General features: G+C 62.6%; 17 protein-coding genes. 9 read left to right on the top strand and 8 right to left on the bottom strand.

Annotated elements, in window-relative coordinates:
• Window positions 1-2: 2 nt before the first annotated feature.
• From J2Z75_RS17975 to J2Z75_RS17940, 8 genes are all read right to left on the bottom strand, one after another.
• Window positions 3-1,562, bottom strand: coding sequence for a GMC family oxidoreductase (locus J2Z75_RS17975; RefSeq protein WP_209854128.1), 1,560 nt, complete (start codon window positions 1,560-1,562; stop codon window positions 3-5).
• Complete coding sequence (locus tag J2Z75_RS17970; protein ID WP_209854127.1) at window positions 1,562-2,170, bottom strand: thiamine pyrophosphate-dependent enzyme; 609 nt, start codon at window positions 2,168-2,170, stop codon at window positions 1,562-1,564. Before J2Z75_RS17970 ends, J2Z75_RS17975 begins: the two co-directional genes overlap by 1 nt.
• Window positions 2,167-2,667 carry a thiamine pyrophosphate-binding protein gene (locus J2Z75_RS17965; protein ID WP_209854126.1) on the bottom strand — a complete coding sequence of 167 codons (501 nt, stop codon included), beginning with the start codon at window positions 2,665-2,667 and terminating at the stop codon, window positions 2,167-2,169. Before J2Z75_RS17965 ends, J2Z75_RS17970 begins: the two co-directional genes overlap by 4 nt.
• 93 nt (window positions 2,668-2,760) lie before the next feature.
• A complete protein-coding gene (locus J2Z75_RS17960) occupies window positions 2,761-3,681 on the bottom strand; it encodes a LysR family transcriptional regulator (RefSeq protein WP_209854125.1) in 921 nt (306 codons plus the stop codon).
• A gap of 3 nt (window positions 3,682-3,684) precedes the next feature.
• Complete coding sequence (locus tag J2Z75_RS17955) at window positions 3,685-5,484, bottom strand: adenine deaminase (RefSeq protein WP_209854124.1); 1,800 nt, start codon at window positions 5,482-5,484, stop codon at window positions 3,685-3,687.
• Between the two features lie 29 nt (window positions 5,485-5,513).
• Window positions 5,514-6,146, bottom strand: a complete 633-nt coding sequence (locus J2Z75_RS17950) for a glutathione S-transferase family protein (RefSeq protein WP_209854123.1) — start codon at window positions 6,144-6,146, stop codon at window positions 5,514-5,516.
• Window positions 6,146-6,886, bottom strand: coding sequence for a Rieske (2Fe-2S) protein (locus J2Z75_RS17945; protein WP_234937408.1), 741 nt, complete (start codon window positions 6,884-6,886; stop codon window positions 6,146-6,148). The genes J2Z75_RS17950 and J2Z75_RS17945 overlap by 1 nt, the downstream gene beginning before the upstream one ends.
• 27 nt (window positions 6,887-6,913) lie before the next feature.
• Window positions 6,914-7,150 (bottom strand): hypothetical protein, encoded by a 237-nt coding sequence (locus J2Z75_RS17940; protein ID WP_209854121.1) that lies wholly within the window; start codon window positions 7,148-7,150, stop codon window positions 6,914-6,916.
• Between the two features lie 551 nt (window positions 7,151-7,701).
• Between J2Z75_RS17940 and J2Z75_RS17935 the strand changes: the two genes are divergently transcribed.
• The 9 genes from J2Z75_RS17935 to J2Z75_RS17895 all read left to right on the top strand — a co-directional run bounded on the left by J2Z75_RS17935 (window position 7,702) and on the right by J2Z75_RS17895 (window position 19,030).
• Window positions 7,702-8,826, top strand: a complete 1,125-nt coding sequence (locus J2Z75_RS17935; protein WP_209854120.1) for a BMP family ABC transporter substrate-binding protein — start codon at window positions 7,702-7,704, stop codon at window positions 8,824-8,826.
• 100 nt (window positions 8,827-8,926) lie between these two features.
• Window positions 8,927-10,501: an ABC transporter ATP-binding protein gene (locus tag J2Z75_RS17930; RefSeq protein ID WP_209854119.1), complete on the top strand. Its 1,575-nt coding sequence runs from the start codon at window positions 8,927-8,929 to the stop codon at window positions 10,499-10,501.
• On the top strand, window positions 10,501-11,550 hold the full coding sequence (locus tag J2Z75_RS17925; RefSeq protein ID WP_209854118.1) for an ABC transporter permease: 1,050 nt from the start codon (window positions 10,501-10,503) through the stop codon (window positions 11,548-11,550). The genes J2Z75_RS17930 and J2Z75_RS17925 overlap by 1 nt, the downstream gene beginning before the upstream one ends.
• An 11-nt stretch (window positions 11,551-11,561) precedes the next feature.
• Window positions 11,562-12,497: an ABC transporter permease gene (locus J2Z75_RS17920; RefSeq protein WP_209854117.1), complete on the top strand. Its 936-nt coding sequence runs from the start codon at window positions 11,562-11,564 to the stop codon at window positions 12,495-12,497.
• Window positions 12,498-12,517: 20 nt separating this feature from the next.
• Window positions 12,518-13,918 (top strand): 8-oxoguanine deaminase, encoded by a 1,401-nt coding sequence (locus J2Z75_RS17915; protein WP_209854116.1) that lies wholly within the window; start codon window positions 12,518-12,520, stop codon window positions 13,916-13,918.
• A 23-nt stretch (window positions 13,919-13,941) separates the two neighbouring features.
• Window positions 13,942-14,799 (top strand): aromatic ring-hydroxylating oxygenase subunit alpha, encoded by an 858-nt coding sequence (locus J2Z75_RS17910; protein WP_209854115.1) that lies wholly within the window; start codon window positions 13,942-13,944, stop codon window positions 14,797-14,799.
• Complete coding sequence (gene guaD / locus J2Z75_RS17905) at window positions 14,796-16,181, top strand: guanine deaminase (RefSeq protein ID WP_209854114.1); 1,386 nt, start codon at window positions 14,796-14,798, stop codon at window positions 16,179-16,181. Before J2Z75_RS17910 ends, guaD begins: the two co-directional genes overlap by 4 nt.
• 230 nt (window positions 16,182-16,411) lie before the next feature.
• The gene (locus tag J2Z75_RS17900; protein ID WP_209854113.1) at window positions 16,412-16,870 is read left to right on the top strand and encodes a (2Fe-2S)-binding protein; all 459 of its coding nucleotides are present in this window, start codon (window positions 16,412-16,414) and stop codon (window positions 16,868-16,870) included.
• A gap of 3 nt (window positions 16,871-16,873) precedes the next feature.
• On the top strand, window positions 16,874-19,030 hold the full coding sequence (locus tag J2Z75_RS17895) for a xanthine dehydrogenase family protein molybdopterin-binding subunit (protein WP_209854112.1): 2,157 nt from the start codon (window positions 16,874-16,876) through the stop codon (window positions 19,028-19,030).
• The last annotated feature ends 4 nt before the right edge of the window (window positions 19,031-19,034 follow it).

Genomic DNA, 19,034 nt, shown 5'->3' with positions numbered 1-19,034 from the left:
TCTCAGGCCGCTTGCAGGATAAAGTCCGCCGCGCGCTCGCCGATCATGGTGACGGGCGCGTGGGTATTGCAGCTGGGAATGATCGGAATGACCGAGGCATCGGCGATCATCAGCCCGTCCAGCCCGTGCACCGCCAGGCGGCTGTCGACGACCGACATGGCGTCCTCGCCCATCTTCGCGGTGCCGCAGGTATGAAAGAAGGTCGAGCAGGACATGCGGATGAAATCGATGATTTCCGTCCGGCCCGGGTGCCTGGCCGGCGCCGCGAAACCATCGAACCAATCGGCATAGGCATGGGTTCGGGCAAGGTTCAGGGCAAAATCGACCGCCTGGACCAGGTCGTCCATATCGCCTTGTTCGGCCAGAAAATTCGGCTGTATGTCGAGCGGCGACCGTGGGTCCGTCCCCAGCAGCCGCAGAAAACCGCGGCTGCGCGAGCGCATGAGCCCGGTGCCGATCGCAAAAACGTCGCCGCTCAGATCATAACTTGCGGTAACATCCGGCGTGGCGCTGCGATTGAGCACCGGGAAGGTGTGGACGTTGGCCTGGGCAAGGTTTGCCTGCGTCTTCCAGTTGACCATCGACCCGCCGCCATTGTCGCGCGGGGGACCGACAGGCCTGCTGGCGCGGAAATTGATGGCGCGGACCAGAGGATGATCCTGCAGGTTCCGGCCGACGCCGGGGAGATCCGCCAGCACGGGAAGCCCCAGCCGTTTCAATTCGGCGGGATCGCCGATGCCAGAGAGCATCAGCAGGCGGGGCGTGTCGATGGCGCCCAAAGCGAGAACGATGCCGGCGCCGGCGCGGGTTTCTATGAGCACGTCGTCAACCATATGCCGGACGGAAACGCAGCGCCGCCCGTCGAAACCGAGGGAAACGGCAAGCGACCCGGTCAGGACGTGCAGGTTCTCACGGTCCAGCACGGGCCAGAGATAGCCTCGCGCCGAACTCCAGCGCTTGCCGCGCGATATATTGAAATTGGAGAGCGCGGCACCCTCATTGTCTGGACCGTTCGGGTCGTCGATGACCGGGACGCCCAGTTCGTGCGCGCCGTCGACAAGGGCCGTGGCAAGCGGATGCGGATCCGGGCTGCGCTCGATTCTAAGCGGACCGCCTGCGCCGCGAAACGCCGTTTCACCGTCTTGCCAGTCCTCGCACCTTTTGAAATAGGGCAGAACGTCGGCAAAGCTCCAGCCTCTGGCACCTGCGGCTTCCCAGGCGTCATAATCCGCCGGATGACCGCGATACCACATCATCGCATTGATGGCCGACGATCCACCCAGCACGCGGCCGCGCGGAATGCCGATGGTGCGGCCGTTGATGCGATCCGTCGGCGTGTAGTCGTATCCCCAGTCATAGACACCGCGGCCGAGCGGCACCCATTGGGTGGGATCATCAATTTCAGGGATGCCGATGCCCCCCGGCCCAGCCTCGATCAGAAGCACATCCGCGCCGGCATCCACCAGGCGGCGGGCAACCGCCGCGCCGCCCGACCCCGAACCGACGACGATATGGTCGTAGCTTGGCTTCAAGGGGCGGTTCTGGATGGAGGGATGCGTCATCAATTGTGTTCGCTCGGCCCCATGATGACGATGCCTTCGGTGGCCTCGACGTGTCGCACGAAGATGTACTTGTCCTCGCGGCCGTCGCTGTGCTTGCGCTTGATATCCGGCTGAACCGTTCCCGCGACCTTGGCGACGACGACGTAAGGCACGTCGGCTGCAAGACCCGCAGCGCAATGAGCATCGAACTCTTCCAGCGTGCGGGCGGTAAAGGCATTGTCGACGCCGGCGCCCCGGGCGATGGCGGCGATATCCACGCGGCCGGAGGCGGTATGGGTCGGCGGGCCGCCGATCGACTGGTAGCATTCATTGTCCCAGACGACGACGAACAGGTTCTTCGGCTGCTCGTTGCCAAGCGTGGCGAGGATGCCGAGATTGAACATCATGCCACCATCGGTATCGAGCGAGATGATGCGCCGGTGCGGCAGGCCGGCGGCGAGCCCGAACGCCTGCGGGGTGACACAGCCGAGCTGCTGCTGAAACAGGCTGGCGGCACGCATATGGGGTGCTGCGTTGTACCATTCGTCGACGCTGGCGCCGAGCGAGAGGATCACAAGTTCGTCCTTGAGGCGGGCAGACAGAGCCTTCATGCAATCGAAACGCTTCATCGCACCACCTCGCCGCCGAGCGCCACGGCCGAATGATAATAGGAGGCATAGGACCAGGCATAGGCATCCGTGATGGCGCGCTCGATCCTGTCTTCCTCGCGCACGACGGAATAGGGAATACGCAGCGCATTCAGCACCGGTTCCATGGTGATACCGTGCGGAATGGCCCACCAGTTGTTTTCGCCGAGTTCACCGCGATAGCTCATCAGCATGACGACCGGAATGCCGGCGCCAAGCCCCATGCGAGCCAAGGGCTCGACAGAGGCGCGAAGACCGGAATTTTCCATCACCAGCGCCGCCTTCTTGCCCGACAGGAAGACGCCGCCACAGATGGCAGCGCCCTCGCCCTCGTTGGTCACCCTTATGGTGCGGATATCCGGGTCGGCATCGAGCGCCGGATAGAGTTCCTTGAAAAGCGAATCCGGCAGGTAGCAGACGACGCTGACCCCCGCCCTCTTCAAACCGCGGATCACCGCGTCCACTGCACTCTGCTTCATGAATTTCCCTCTTCGCAACCGGACTTTCGCAGGCGAGAACTGTTTCGAATAGCGGCTATTTCCTGACGCAAATGATGCGCAAAACGCAACATGTCAGTGCTGCAACCCGTCGATCGCCTGCGCCAGCAGGGTTCCGAAGGCGGTCGCGGCGTCAGACATCTCCTTGGCCGAACGCGACAGCAGCATCAGGCGGCGCGGATTGATCTTCGGATCGCGCAGCGGCACGAACAGCAGCGCGCCCTCAGCCATTTCCTGCTCGATACCGACCCGTGTCTGCAACACGGTGCCCAGACCGAGTTTCGCCAGATCGACCATCAGACCGATCGAGTTGGTGCGTGAGCGACGGTTCAACTCGACAAGAGAACGGCTGAAAGCTTCCTCCACGGAATTGCCGAGCATGAGGCTGGCATCCGACATGATCACCCGTTCGCCGGCAAGATCGAACAGCTTCAGTTCCTTCCTGTCCGCAAAACGGCTGCCGGGCAGTGCCAGAACACCCAGCGGCAGGGTGACGGATGCGATGCGCCGGACATTGCGAGGCACGCGCACGTCGAAGGTCAGCGCCAGATCGCAATCGCCCTCGGCCACCGCGTCGCAAACCTGCTGCGAGCCCATCACTTTCACATCGACGGTGATCTCGGGATGTTTCGCCCAGAAATCGGAGAGCGCTCTGGGCATCAGGCCACGGGCGACGCTTTCAATGACGGCAACGGAGACCGTGCCGCGATGCAGGCCGTGCAGATCGTTGATCTCCGACCAGGCGCGGTTGAGTTCCGCGGTCGAAACGCGGGCGTGATAGAGCATCAGTTCGCCCGCGCTGGTGAGCTTCAGGCGCTGGCGGATGCGCTCGAACAGCGGCGTGCCGAGTTCATCCTCCAGCTGCTTGATAACGCGGCTGATCGACGACGGCGCGGCATTCAGCGCCAGCGCTGCCTGCCGGATCGAGCCGAGCCGCGCGACGAGCTGGAAATAGTGGATGCGGGTCGCGACAAGGCCGAGCCGGTAAGGGTCCATGGATCAGGCCACCTCGAACAGCGGCACGATCTCCATTTCGGGCACCAGCACCAGCCCCTTGTCGGTGATGCGGATTTCCGGGATGACCGAGAGCGGGATCAAGTTGAAACCCATATAGGGGATAGAGCAACCGGCCTTCTCCCACTCGACCTTCAGCGCCCGCACCTCTGCAGCAACCTCCGTGACACGCTTGTCTGAGAGCAGCCCGGCGATCGGCAGCGGCACCATTGCGGTGACCTTGCCATCCATGACGACGCAGGCACCGCCCTGCGTTTCTTCCAGTGCCCGCAGCGCGACGTGCATATCGGCCTCGTTGGTGCCGGCGATGATGATGTTGTGGCTGTCATGACCGACCGAGGAAGCAACCGCTCCCTGCTTCAGGTTGAAACTGGTCAGAAGCCCATGCGCGACATTGCCGGGCGACTTCGCATGCCGCTCGACGACGGTGACGAAGCAGAGGCCGTGGCGTTCGAAATGCGCCTGCCAGTCATTGGCCGGCTCCAGCGTGACTGTGACATGGCCGAGCGTGATGCCCGGCAGCTCCGTCTTGATGGTGTGGGCGATCACCTTTTCGGTTGGCAGATCGGGCGTCAGTTTGATGTTCTTCGGCAACTTGACCGTATGATAGGCGGCTTGCGGGTATTGGTAGCGTGTCGATAGCGCCTGATCGAGCAACGGGGTGATCTTGCCGCCCTCGACAACCAGCTCGCCGCCGTACCATGTGTTGACCGGCTTGAAGGCGTCATCGAGCAGGACGAGATCGGCCCGGCGCCCGCCGCCCAGACCGCCGATATCGCCTTCCATGCCGAAACGGGTGGCGCCGTGCAGCGAGCCCATGGCCCAGGCCTGCTCCGGTCTCATGCCCGCTTTCATCGCCTCTCGGGTCACCCAGTCGAGGCCGAACATCATCAGGTCGTCGGCGTCGCGGTCGTCGGTACAAACAGCGATGCGCTTGTGCGAGGAGCCAAGCTCGGTGATCGTCTTGATCGCTTCCGGCAGGCTGTGCCATGGCGTCGTCGGCGGGCCGCCGCGCAGAAACAGCCAGATGCCGGCCTCCAGCATATCGTCGGCAATCTCGCGATCGATGGCTTCATGGGTGTCGGTGACGCCGGATGCTGCGTATGCCGAAACGAACTCGCGGCCGTAGACATGGCCCGAGACCGGACGCCCGCGTTCCAGCGCCGCGGCAAGGATCGCATGGCTTCGCTCGTCGCCCATCGCCACCTGGACGAAATCCATCTTTTCACCGAGCGCGACGGCTTCCGGCCATTTGTCGAAGAGCGCCGCGATCTTCGCCGCGGTCAGATCGCCACCGGCCGTTTCGAGCTGAGGCGAGGTTGCCGGCACCGTACTCGGCACGGTCAGGAAGATCGACAGCGGCGCCATGCGTGCATCTTCCAGCATCGCCTCGACACCGGCCACGTCCATGACGTTGCCGATTTCATGGCTGTCGCAGAAGATCGTCGTCGTGCCGTTGAGAAGAGCCGCCTCGGCATAGGCGCAGGCGGTCACCATCGAGGATTCGATGTGGATATGCGGGTCGACCAGGCCGGGCGCGATGATGCCGCCCCTGGCGTCGTAGCTTTTCGCCGAGCCCTTGTGCGTTCCAGCCGGCTTCACTGCCGCGATGCGCCCGCCCGACAGCCAGATCTCCCGGTCCGGCAGGATGCGCTCCGAATAGGTCGAGAGCACGCGGGCACCCTTGATCACCAGATCCGGCTCGCTCCGCCCGAAGGCGACATCGGCGAGCCGGCGGGTCATCGTCGACAATGGCTTTACGGAAAATCGGGTCAACGCGCTCATCGGATCACTCCCTCGTTTTACATTCTGCTTCAATGATAGTCAGGAATGCCCGGCATGGTCATGAAGCCCTTGATCGTCCGGAATTTTCGCGCCCAGCGCCGAAGCGCCGGGTATTCATCGTGATCGATGCCGAAATCGCGGGACAGCGCGAAGGCCGGAAACAGGGCGATATCGGCAATCGTGGCACCGGAGCCGACGAACCAGTCCGCGCCTTCAAAACCCCGCGCAGTCATATGATCGTCCATCACCCGCAGGGCTTTGGCGGACGCTGCGCGCAAGGCCGTCTCGTCGCCCGGCGCGTCGAACAGCGAATGCTGGCGGGCAGCGATCGTCGCGTCGAGATCGCGGGCGGAGAAGTTCAGCCATTGCATGACCAGCGCAAAGGCCGCGCCGCTCTCAGGCAGCCACTTTCCGGTGGCATCATGGGTTTTGGCGAGATGGGCGAGGATCGCCTCCGTGCCGGAGAGAACGAGATGGCTGTCCTTGAGGATCGGCAGCCGGCCGGCCGGGTTCATGGCGAGGAACGCGGGTGTCGTCTGTTCCTTGCCCGGAAAGACGTCGACAGCGATCGTCTCCCATGTGAGGCCGAGCATCGAAAGCCCGAGGCGGACCTTGTAGCAGCTTTCGTCCAGTTCGTAATTGTACAGCGTCAGCGCAGCCATCACAGCACCTCCGCAACGGCACGCGAGGATACGGCGAAGGTCTTCTTCGGTGGATTCTCGATGCGGTAGCGCAGATCGAGAGCCCAGGAGAGAAAGTGAGCCTGCCCGCCGCCCTCGTAGACTTCCGGCAGGCCGGAGATCACCACGTGCAAGGCCGTCCGCTCATCCGTGATGGTCTGGATGCCGATCAGCAGACGGTCCTGCCCGGACGATACCGCGTAGAGCGATGGGTTGACGGCAGAAATCGTCGTTTCGGCATCGCGTCCCGCCGAGAAGGGCGCAAGCGTCATGCTCTCAAGCACGGCAATGACAGCGTCCGCCGAACAGTCGACATAGAGGCTTTGAACGGGAACCGTTCCGGTCTCGTCTGCCGGCACCGTCAAGGGTCCGGCATCCGCCGCCAGCGTCGTCCAGATCATGCCTGCCCGCTCCTCGGTCAGATAGACCGGGACCTTGATGGTCTTTGGAACCTCGAGATCGGGATGGGCTGGAATGTACTGGCACTGGCCGCCGGTATCATACTGCCAGCCGTGATAGAGACAGGCGATGTGATCGCCGCGCACGAAGCCGAAGCTCAGGCGCATGCCCCTGTGCGGACAGCGATCCTCCCAGACATGGGCGATGCCGCTGTTGTCGCGCCAGACCACCAGATCTTCACCCGACAGCCGTGTTCCCGCCGATGTGGCGGTTTCGATCGAATGGGACAGGCTGACCGGTTGCCACATGTTTCCCGTAGTCATTTTCAACTCCCGTTTCGCCGTCACCCATCAGGCGGCGGTGCGAACCACATCCAAGACAAGACAATCATAGGGGCCGAGGCTGCAGGCCATTTCGAAGGCATCAAGCAGATCGACCGGCCCTTCGACAGTGACGTTCACCGCCTCTCCATCCGCGCTTGCAATATCCAGAACGATGTCGAGACGGCGGGCGCGGTGACGGGCGAACTCGACAAAGGCCTCGGGGTACAGATGCCCCGTGAAGACAAGGCGGGCTTTTTCATTCATGCGAACAGCCTCGGGCGTCAGCAATCCGCTCGAAAGGCGCGACGCCGCCGTCACCGGCCCGTTCAAACTGCGAAAACTGCCTCAAAACATCACTTCCAGCTCAAAAAATACCCAAATCGCACAAATTTTACCCATGCACTTAAATTGTGCATGAAGTATGCTTGCGGGTTTTACGCCCATGAAAATCGCGTCGTCAAGTGTTGCGTTTTTCGCACTGCAATCATCGTAAAATACGCTCTATTGCGAACACCGGGCATCTGAAACAGTTTTCGCGCTGGCCGGATCGGGGGTCAGAAGCGGCACTTTGCGCCTCAGCTGTCACGTCGCACTGCCAATGCCTTCGCCATACGCCGTCGTTTTGACCGGTCTTCTGGCTCGCGCAGGACAGGCGCCTCTTGAGCTGTCATTGGCCAAGCATCTCGCTTCGTTCCCGACGAGGCGGCTTGGCACAATTGTTGCGTTGCCAATTCACGGTATCCAAAAGCGGCATTGGCGGCAAACCGGATCATCCGGCTGCCAGTCACCGCCGTCAACAATCAAAAGGGGAATACATGATCGACCTGCGCACATTGTCCCGCCGCGGCTTCCTGAACATGAGCGCTGCCGGTGCCGCAGCACTTGCATTGCCCGCCGGCCTGTTCCGGGCCGGCACGGCATCGGCTGCCACCTTGCCAGCCGTTGCCGAAGAGGACGCCGTCATCGGCTTCGGCCATGTCGGCCCGATCACCGATGAAGGCTGGACCTGGAGCCATCATCAAGGCCTGCTCGCCGTCAAGGAAGCCTTTCCGAAGCTGAAGAAGGTCATCGAGGTCGAGAACGTTCCCTATTCCGCCGACGCGACGCGCACCTATCGCCAGTTCGTCTCGGAAGGCGCCAACATGATCTTCGACACATCGTCGACGGGCGACTTCCTGCATGAAGTCGTCAAGCGCGCGCCGGAAGTCGCCTTCATGGAATGCGATGGTCATCAGGTGATGGACAATCTCGGCTGGTACTATCTGGCGCACTGGTACCCGACCTATGTCATCGGCGTTGCCGCCGGACATCTGTCCAAGACCGGCAAACTCGGCTATGTCGCGTCCTTCCCGGTCGCATCCGTGTTCTGCAGCACCAACGCCTTCCTGATGGGCGCCCGCTCGGTCAACCCGGCTGCCACACTGCAAACCATCGCCATCAACTCCTGGTTCGATCCGCAGGCCGCCACCCAGGCCGGCACGGCGCTGATCGACAACGGCTGCGACTTCCTCTTCGGCATCATGGACGAGGCCGGCTACCTGCAGGTCGCCGAACAGCGTGGCGTCTGGGCTGCGATGTGGAACACCGACATCCGCCGCTACGGCCCGAACTCTTACGTCTCTTCAGTCATCATCGACTTCAAGAAGTTCTACGTCGATCAGGTCGGCAAGCGTCTGGCCGGTACATGGTCGCCGAGCGAGACCTTGCTGCAGATGGGCTCGGGCGTCGATCGCGATGTCTGGGGCGCGAAGGTTCCGGCCGATGTCGCCAAGGCAGCCGATGCCGTCCGCGACAAGATCGTCGGCGGCTGGTCGCCCTTCACCGGCGAGATCAAGGATTCGACCGGCACCGTCCGCATCGCCAAGGACCAGAAGATGACCGACACGGAACTCTACACCTGGGATTGGTCGGTCGAAGGCGTCAGCGGCCTGACGAGCTAGGCCGATCGTTCCAGCATTGAGGGTGGCGGACGCCGCCGCCCTCATCTGACTATCCAGACAGCGCCCTGACCAGCGCGTCGCACGCAGCCGGATGCCTTCGATGAATGATACCACGCCGAGCCTCCCTCTTCCGCCGGGAACGCCACCGCTCGTTCAACTGAAAGGCATCGCCAAATACTTTCCCGGCGTCATCGCCAACCATGATGTCGACCTCGACGTCATGCCCGGCGAGATCCATGCGCTTCTCGGGGAGAACGGCGCCGGCAAATCGACGCTGATGAACATCCTCACCGGCATCTACCGGCCCAATGCCGGCGAGATCATCATCGATGGCTATGCCAAGGAATTCGCCTCGCCGCTTGATGCGATCGCCGCTGGCATCGGCATGGTGCATCAGCATTTCAAGCTGGTGCAGGCGTTCACGGTCGCTGAAAACATCCACCTCGGCTGGGACAAGACGCCGAAGCGCGCTTCCGCCCAGAAACTGGAAGCCCGCACGGCCGAGCTAGCCGCGAAATTCAATCTGCAAGTCCGCCCCGGCGCCCGCATCAACGAGCTTTCGACCGGCGAACAGCAGCGCGTCGAAATCCTGCGGGTGCTGGCCCGCGAGGCGCGTGTGCTGATCCTCGACGAACCCACCGCCGTGCTGACGCCCGCCGAGGCGCGCGAACTGTTCAAGGCGCTGCGCGAGTTCCGCAACCGCGGCAACGCCGTCATCTTCATCAGCCACAAGCTGGACGAGGTGCTGGAAATCTCCGACCGCATCACCATCCTGCGCGGTGGCCGCAAGATCGCCACCGAGCAAGCGGCGGACTGCAATCCGCGTTCGCTGGCCAAACAGATGGTCGGCCGCGACATCGTGCTGGCCGACATGCGCCAGCGCCCGGTGGGGGCAGCGCCGATTTCCAAGGACCCCGTGCTGCGTCTCGACACTGTTTCGGCGCTGGGTGAAACCGGGCTTTCCGCCCTGCACGGCGTGACGCTCGACGTGTTTGCCGGGGAAATCATCGGCATCGCCGGGGTCGCAGGCAACGGCCAGCGGGAGTTGAGCCAGGTACTGACGGGTATCCGCGCGCCCTCCTCCGGCCAGATCCTCATCGACGGCAAGCCGGTTGCACACGCCAATGCCGCCGAATTCGTCGAGATGGGTATAGGCCACATTCCGGAAGACCGGCTGCACAGCGGCCTGGCACCGGCGCTCAGCGTCACCGTCAATGCCGTCATGCGCGAGTACAAGAAGCCGCCCGTCACCACGGCAGGCCTCTATAGGCCGGGGGCTGCGACCACGCTTGCCAAGGACATTGCTGAAGTCGCCGACGTCGCTGTTCCGGATTTCGGCATGCCGATCCGCAACCTGTCGGGCGGCAATCAGCAACGTCTTGTCGCCCGCCGCGAGATGCGCATTGCCAGCAAGGTGCTTGTTGCCGCCTATCCGAGCCGCGGGCTGGATGTTGGGGCCATCAACACAATGCTGAAATACATCGTCGAGCTGCGCGACGCCGGTGCCGGCATCGTGCTGATTTCGGAGGAACTGGAGGAACTGCTCAATCTCTCCGACAGGATTGCCGTGCTTTATGAAGGAAAGATCATGGGTGTGATCGACAACGACAAGGTCGATATCGACGAGATCGGCCTGTTGATGGGTGGTCGCCAGCAGACCAAAGAGGTCGCCTGATGCTCTCCGGCCTGCGCCTTCAGCGCCTTCCTTCCGCCCATCCCGGCATTGCGCTCGGCGCTCGTGTCGCCGCGATCTTTCTTGCCCTGCTGCTCGCCTCGATCGTGCTGGAAATTTCCGGCGCCGCGCCGCTCGAACTCGGCATTCAGGTGATCAGCGCCACCTTCGGTTCCACCTATGGCATCGAGGACCTGTGTCTCTTGCTGATCCCGCTCTTGATGACAGGCCTTGCCGTCGCCGTCGGCCAGCAGATCGGTGCCTGGAACATCGGTGCCGAAGGCCAGTTCTATGCCGGGGCCTTTTCGGCGACAGCAATCGGCCTGTTCGTGCCCGGCCCGGAGATCTTGATCCTGCCCTTGATGTTCATCGCCGGTGCGGTCGGCGGTATGATCTGGATCCTCGTTCCGACGCTTGCCCGCGCCTATGCCGGCGTCAACGAATTGATAACCACCCTGCTGCTCAATTTCGTCGCTGCGCTGATGGTCTACTACGTCTCGACAGGCCCCTGGCGCGATCGGGTCGGCATGTCCAATTCGGCAACGCCGCGCGTCAAAGCGGAAATTCCGGAATTCTGGGGCCTTGTCCACTGGGGGCTGCCGCTCGGCGTGCTGATGGCGATCGGTTTCGCGCTGGTGCTGTCCTATTCGAAATGGGGTTATGAAGTCCGACTGTCCGGTTCCAATCCGTCGGCCGCCAAATATGCCGGCATCCCGGTGCGCCGCCATATCATCACCGTCATGCTGCTGTCCGGTATGGTCGCGGGCATTGCCGGCATGTTCGAGATCGCCGGCACCGTGCACCGGCTGCAGGGCGGAATTTCCAACAACTTCGGCTACCTCGGCATCATGGTCGCAGTGCTTGCCCGCAATTCCTGCGTCGGCGTGATCTTTTCGGCGGCCCTGATGGCGCTGATCCTGAATGCCGGCATCATCCTGCAGACACAGGGGCTGACCACCTCGGCGGTGCTGGCGATCACCGGCCTCATCCTGTTCCTGACCGCGATCGGCGACGAACTGGCGCATTACCGCATCACGCGCATCAAGATCTGAGGAGAAAAGACATGGACCTTCTGACCGGACTTTTCTCGACCGCGTTTCTCGCCGGTGGCGTTCTGGCGCTGGCGGCCCTTGGCGAGGTGCTCGCCGAACGTGTCGGCGTGGTCAATCTCGGTGCCGAGGGGCTGATGGCGATGGGGGCGATCACCGCGATCGCCACCGTGACGGCGACGCCGTATCCGATGCTCGGATTTCTCGCGGCACTTGCCGTCGGCGCGCTGTTCGGCATGGTGTTTGCGGCCGCGACCGTCTGGCTGCGCGCCAACCAGGTGCTGTGCGGTCTGGCGCTGACGCTGATGGGCACCGGCCTCGCCTCCACCATCGGCCGCTCCTATTCCGGCATGCCGGCGCGTGCGGTGTTCGAGCGTATCGAAATCCCGCTGCTCAGTCAGCTTCCCATTCTCGGCAAGGCGCTGTTTTCGCAGAATATCCTCGTATACCTGATCTATATCATCCTGCCGATCGCCCTGCATTATCTGCTGTTCAAGACCCGCCATGGCCTCAACCTGCGTGCAGTCGGCGAGAACCCGGCGGCAGCCGACGCTGCGGGTATTCCGGTCAATGCGATCCGCTTCGCCTATGTGACAGCGGGCTCGGCTCTGGCCGCCGGTGCCGGCGCCTATCTCACGCTCGCTTTCGTACCATCGTGGTCGGACGGGGTCGTGGCCGGGCGCGGCTGGATCGCGGTCGCGCTGGTGATTTTTGCAGGCTACCGGCCGATCCCGGCGGTGCTGTCCGGCCTGCTCTTCGGGCTGATCACCGCGCTCGGCTTCGTCGGCCAAGCCCGCGGTTGGCCGGTGGCGCCTGCCGTGCTGTCGATGCTGCCCTATCTCGGTACTATCGCCCTCATCATCGTTCCGGTTCTTGCCTGGCAACGCATGCGCCGTGTCATGGCGGCACCGGCCGCCCTTGGCGAACCCTATTTCCGCGACGTCCGCTAGACGCCCGTATCGGAGTTGAAATGCCCAGCCTGCTCGTCAAGAACATCGATCATCTCGCCACTTTCGACGATACCCGTGGCGAATTGACCAACGGCGCCATTCTCGTGCGCGACAATATCATCGAGGCCGTCGGTACCAGCGGAGAACTGGCCCATCTGCAGGCCGATGAGACTCTCGATCTCTCCGGCCACATCGTCATGCCCGGCATGGTCAACACGCACCACCACATGTACCAGAACCTCACCCGGGTGATGGTGCAGGACGACGAGCTGCTGGTCTGGCTGAAGACGCTTTATCCAATCTGGTCGGAACTGGACGACGATGCCATCGGCATTTCCGCCCGGGTGGCGATGGCAGAACTCATCCATTCCGGCTGCACCACCAGCTCCGACCATCTCTATATCCTGCCGAACAACTGCACGCTGGATGCCACCATCGATGCCGCCCGCGATATCGGCCTGCGTTTTCACGCGGCCCGCGGTGCAATGTCGCGCGGCGAAAGTCAGGGTGGCCTGCCGCCGGATCGCTGCGTCGAGAAGGAAGATGCGATCCTTCTCGATGCCGAACGGTTGATTGGCCGGTATCACGACAATTCGCGTCATTCGATGAGCCGGATCATCCTTGCGCCCTGTTCGCCTTTCTCGGTGACGCCGGATCTGATGCGTGAGGCGGCAAAGCTCGCCCGTAAACATACGGGCGTGCATCTGCATTCGCATCTGGCCGAAGAGCTGTTCGAGGAGAAATACTGCCACGAGATCTACGGCATGCGGCCGGTGGAGTTCGCCGAATCCGTCGGCTGGCTCGGGCCGGACGTCTGGTTTGCCCATTCGATCTTCATGACCAGCGAGGAGATCGACCGGTTTGCCGAAACCGGCACCGGCGTCGCGCACTGCCCGTCGGCCAATATGCGTTGTGGCCAGGGCATCGCCAAGATCCGCGAAATGCTCGATAAGGGCGTCAAGGTCGGTCTCGGCGTCGATGGCTCCGCCTCCAACGACACGTCCAACATGTTCATGGAAGCGCGGCTGGCGATGATGCTGCAACGCGTCGCGCCGCATCACTACCTCTCGGAAAAGCCCGGTGGACGCGGCGGTTTCGGCGGTACGCCGAAGGCATTGTCGGCGCGGGAATCGCTGGAAATGGCCACACGCGGCGGGGCCGCCCTTCTCGGCCGTGACGATATCGGCTATCTTGCGCCCGGCATGAGCGCCGATTTTATCGCGGTGAAACTGAACCAGCTTGGGCTTTCCGGCACGCAGCGCGATCCATTGGCAGCGCTCGTGATGTGCGGCCCGTTCAAGGTGGATTATTCCTTCATCAACGGCCGGGAGATCGTCCGGAAGGGCGAGTTCACGGGCTTCGATGTCGAAGCCGCGATGTCGGCCCATGAGGGCGTGATGAACCGCATCTACCGCCAGTGAACACCAACAAAGAGGACCGCACCATGAGCAGACCCGCCGAAAAGGCCGCCCTCGACCAGTGGTATTGCATCGAGGCGCTGCAGGATATTGCCGAGGGCACGATGGCCAACCGGCTGCTCGGAGTCGACCTGACGGTGAACCGCACAGCCGATGGGGCGATTACGGTGCATGCGGCAGATCGCAGCGAGCCTCTCCAGGCAACCGAGCGCTACGGCTACCTCTGGGTGACGCTTGGGCAGCCGGAAACCGATGTACTGCCTATCCCGGAAACGCAAGAAGACGACCGCCGCATCATCGTCTGCGGTGCGATCTCGGTGAAAGCATCCGGGCTGCGCATCGTCGAGAACTTCCTCGACATGGCGCATTTCCCCTTCGTCCATACCGATATTCTCGGTGCCGAGCCGCATACGGAAGTGCTGCATTACACCACCGAAATCCGCCGCGACGTCGACGAAGTCTGGGCAACCAACTGCCAGTTCTTCCAGCCGCAGGCGGCACTGTCGGCGACCGGCGGAATCATGACGCAATATATGTACCGCGTCGCCAATCCCTTCGCGACCATCCTCTACAAGACCTGCCCGAACTCTGCCAACCGCTGGGATGTCATCTGCCTGTTCGTGCAGCCGCTGGACCCGGATCGCTGCCGGGCGCATCCGGTGATGTTCCTGATCGATGACGTCTCGACCTTGACGGAACTCATCCATTTCCAGCAACTGATCTTCCTGCAGGACCGCATCATCCTGGAAAACCAGCGACCGCGCCTGCTTCCGCTCGAGCCGCGCTCGGAAATCCCGACCCGCGCCGACGCCTCTTCCATCGCCTATCGCCGCTGGCTGAAGGAAAAAGGCATCACCTACGGAACGAATGTGCAGGCGGCATGACCGATCTTCGTGGCAAGACACTTGTCGCTTCCGGCTTCCACATGCCCGAGCGCGGGACAGTCGATGAACTCACGGATGCACTGATCACGATCGGCGAGGATGGGGCGATCATCTCTATCCTCCGGCCCGGCGACGCGGACTATGAGGCAGAGAAGCGGACGCTCTCGGCAGAAGGAAACCTCGTTACCCTGCCCGCGGGCGCTTTTCTCCTGCCGGGCTTTGTCGATCTTCACGTCCATGCGCCGCAATATCCGCAGCTTGGGCAGGCCCTCGACGTTCCGCTCGAGGTCTGGCTGCACCAGTACACGTTCCCGCTCGAAGCGCGGTATGCCGATATCGCCTTTGCCAAGCGAAGCTACGGGCTGCTTGTCGATGATCTCTTGGCAGGCGGCACGACCACGGCCCTGTACTTTGCCACCATCCATCAGGACGCCAGCCGCCTTCTCGCGGATATCTGCCTGGAGCGCGGACAGCGGGCTCTGATCGGCAAGGTGGCGATGGACAATCCGGACCAGTGCCCGGACTATTACCGCGATGCATCGCCGGAGGCAGCGATCGGCGGCACACAGGCTCTGATCGACTATATCCATGCGCATCCGGATAATGGCGAAGCCCTTGTCCGGCCAGTGATCACCCCGCGTTTCATTCCCTCCTGCACCGATGCCGCGCTGGAAGGCCTGGGGGCGCTTGCCAAGAGCTGCGGGTGCCATGTCCAGACCCATTGCTCCGAAAGCGACTGGGCGCATGGTTACGTACTTGAACGCCACGGGATGACCGACACCGGGAGCCTCGAACGCTTCGGACTGCTCGGCCGGCGCAGCGTGCTCGCCCATTCGAATTTTCTGACGCCGCCGGACATGGAAACGATCCGGGTGCGGCAAGCGGCGGTGGCCCATTGTCCGGTGTCGAACGCCTATTTTGCCAATGCGGTGTTTCCCCTGAAGGCGGCGCTGGAAAAAGGGCTGCATGTGGGGCTCGGTACGGATATTTCCGGCGGACCGATCGGTTCCATGTTCGATGCCATGCGCGGCGCGATCATGGTTTCGCGCATGCTGGAAACCGGCACCGATCCCAATCTTCCGCCCGAGGCAAGAAGCAGGCAGGCAAACAGCCGCGTCGATTTTCGCGATGCTTTCTATCTCGCCACCACCGGCGGCGGCATCGCGCTGGATTTGCCGATCGGCCGGTTCGAACCGGGATATCAGTTCGACGCGCTGGTGATCGACACCACGGCCGAAAACGGGACCATCCGCCTGTGGGACGATCTCGATCGCGGAGAGGCCATCCTGCAAAAGATCATCTATACCGCCTCGAAGCCGAATATAGCCACCGTCTGGGTCGGCGGCCGTCCGACAATTCAAGGTCATCGTACGCTCGCGTGAAGCAAAAATCCTCGCCGAATGCGTTGACCGTATCGTTGTGCGGACGGTCAAATCTAGGTTGATCGCGCAACGCGCAAAGCTCTCGCCGAACGGAATTCCGATCACATCCCGCAAGATGCCCTAGAAAAATTCGGATCGCTCACTACCTCCTGTTATCAACATGCTGCTGAAGATCATCTTCCCATTTCAAGCCGCCCATTCTGGCGCCGGAACAATTGCGAGGCTTCACCGTGGTTACTTTCACATTGAATGGAAAAGAACGCTCTTTCGATGGAGATCCGGATACGCCCCTGCTCTGGGTGATCCGTGATTTCGAGAAGCTGACGGGTACCAAATATGGCTGCGGCGTCGCGCAATGCGGAGCCTGTACGGTGCATCTGGACGGCATGACACGGCGCTCCTGCATCACGCCGATTTCCACCGTCGATGGGTCCGAGGTGATCACGATTGAGGGCATCGACGGCCCGGAGGCCAAGGCTGTACAGGCTGCCTGGGTTGCTATCGACGTTCCCCAATGCGGCTACTGTCAATCCGGCCAGATCATGTCGGCGGTCGCCCTTCTCCAGGTCACACCAAAGCCGAACGATGCGGATATCGACGGCGCAATGGCCGGAAACCTCTGTCGATGCGCAACCTACCACCGAATCCGGCAGGCTATCCACAATGCCGCCGATGCGATGGAGGGTTGAGCCATGACACTGCAACAGATTTCTACCACACGACGCGCTTTTCTTGCAGGAAGCGGCCTTGTCATCGGGCTTGCGCTGACACCGCGCCTGTCGGCGTTTGCTGCCACCAAGGGCGTTCAGGCCGGCGGAGAAGATGCGCTGACTGCGTTGAACGCTTTCGTCAAGATCGGCGCCGACGACACCGTGACGGTGCTTTCCAAACACATCGAATTCGGCCAGGGGCCGTTCACGGGGCTAGCGACGCTGGTCGCCGAGGAGCTTGACGCCGACTGGTCGCAGATGCGGGCTGTCCATTCCCCCGCCGACGACAAGGTCTATGCCAACCTCGCCTTCGGACTTCAGGGAACCGGCGGATCGACGTCGATTGGCAATTCCTACGAGCAATTACGCAAGGCCGGAGCGACGGCGCGGGCGATGCTTGTCGCAGCAGCGGCAGAGGAATGGGGCGTTCCGGTCGGTGAAATCACCGTCGAGAAGGGCCGCATCAAGCACGCGGCCTCCGGCAAGGAGAGCGGCTTCGGCGCGCTGACCGTCAAGGCGGCAACGCAGACCCCGCCGGAAAATCCGAAACTGAAGGACCCTTCGCAATTCGTTCTGATCGGCCAGGAGCTGCCGAAGCTCGATACCATCGGCAAAACCAACGGCACGGCGATCTTCACACTCGATATCGCCACCGACGACATGCTGATCGCCGTGGTCGCGCATCCCGATCATTTCGGAGCGTCGGTGAAATCCTTCGACGACAGCGAGGCGCGCAAGGTCAAGGGCGTCATCGACGTCAAGCAGGTGCCGCAGGGCGTCGCCGTCTATGCCGACAACACGTTCGCGGCGCTCAAGGGCCGCGACAGCCTCAAAATTGAGTGGGACCTCTCCAAGGCGGAGACGCGATCGAGCAAGGCGCTTGAGGCCGACTACGCCAAGAACTTCGCCGAAAAGGGCCTGGAAGCGACGAACAACGGAGATGTTCAAGCTGCCTTCAGCAAGGACGGCGTGCAGACGCTTGAGGCCGAACTCGTCTTTCCCTTCCTCGCCCACGCCCCGATGGAGCCGCTTGACGCAGTGTTCATGAAGGCCGCGGACGGTTCGCTCGATATCTATACCGGCGCGCAGTTTCCCGGCATGGATCTCGCCACGGCGGCCAAGATCGTTGGGCTCGATCCCTCAAAAGTCAGGGTCAATACACAACTCACCGGCGGCAGCTTCGGCCGCAAGGCACAGTTCGGCTCTCCCTATATGCAGGAAGCAGCCGCGGTCTATGCGGCGACCGACCGCACGCGGCCGGTCAAGCATATGTGGACACGCGAAGACGACATCCGCGGCGGCTATTACCGACCGATGTATGCGCACAAGATGCGAGGCGCGATCGACGCGGAAGGCCGGATCACTGCGTGGGACCAGGTGATCGTCGGCCAATCGATCATGGGCAAGGCGGACCTTGACGAAACGTCGGTCGAAGGCGCTTCCAACCTGCCCTATGTGATCCCCAACCTGCGTGTCACATCGCACAATGTTGAGCTCGCCGTGCCGCCGCTCTGGTGGCGTTCGGTCGGCCATACGCATACGGGCTTCGCCGTCGAGACCTTCGTCGACGAACTGCTCCAGAAGGTCGGCAAGGATCCCGTCGAAGGACGCCTTGCGCTGTTGACGAACGAACCACGGCATATGGGAACTCTGAAGAAGGTCGCGGAGATGGCCGACTGGGGCTCGACCGTGCCGGACGGCCGTTCCCGCGGCGTCGCCGTGGTCAGGAGCTTCGGTACCTACGTGGCGCAGATCGTCGAGATTTCGGCCGGCGATGATGGCGCACCGCGCGTGCACAAGGTCTGGTGCGCGGTCGATTGCGGCGTTGCCATCAACCCGAATGTTATCAAGGCGCAGATGGAAGGCGGCATCGGCTATGGGCTTGGCGCCGTTCTCTTCGACGCAGTGACGCTTGGCGAGGGCGGCAAGATCGTGCAGTCGAACTTCCACGACTATCGCTCGCTGCGCATCAACGAGATGCCGGCGGTCGATGTGGCGATAATTGCCTCGACGGAGAAACCGACCGGCGTCGGCGAACCGGGTGTTCCGCCCATCGGACCTGCGGTTGCCAATGCCTGGCGGCGACTGACCGGCAGCCCGGTGCGCCGGCTGCCGATCGTCAATGTCGTGACGTCGTGAGGGA

Origin of the sequence: Rhizobium herbae, assembly GCF_017873135.1 — a bacterium.
Lineage (GTDB): Bacteria > Pseudomonadota > Alphaproteobacteria > Rhizobiales > Rhizobiaceae > Pararhizobium > Pararhizobium herbae.
The sequence above is the reverse complement of the archived record's forward strand: the minus strand, read 5'-3'. Positions and strand labels throughout refer to the sequence as shown.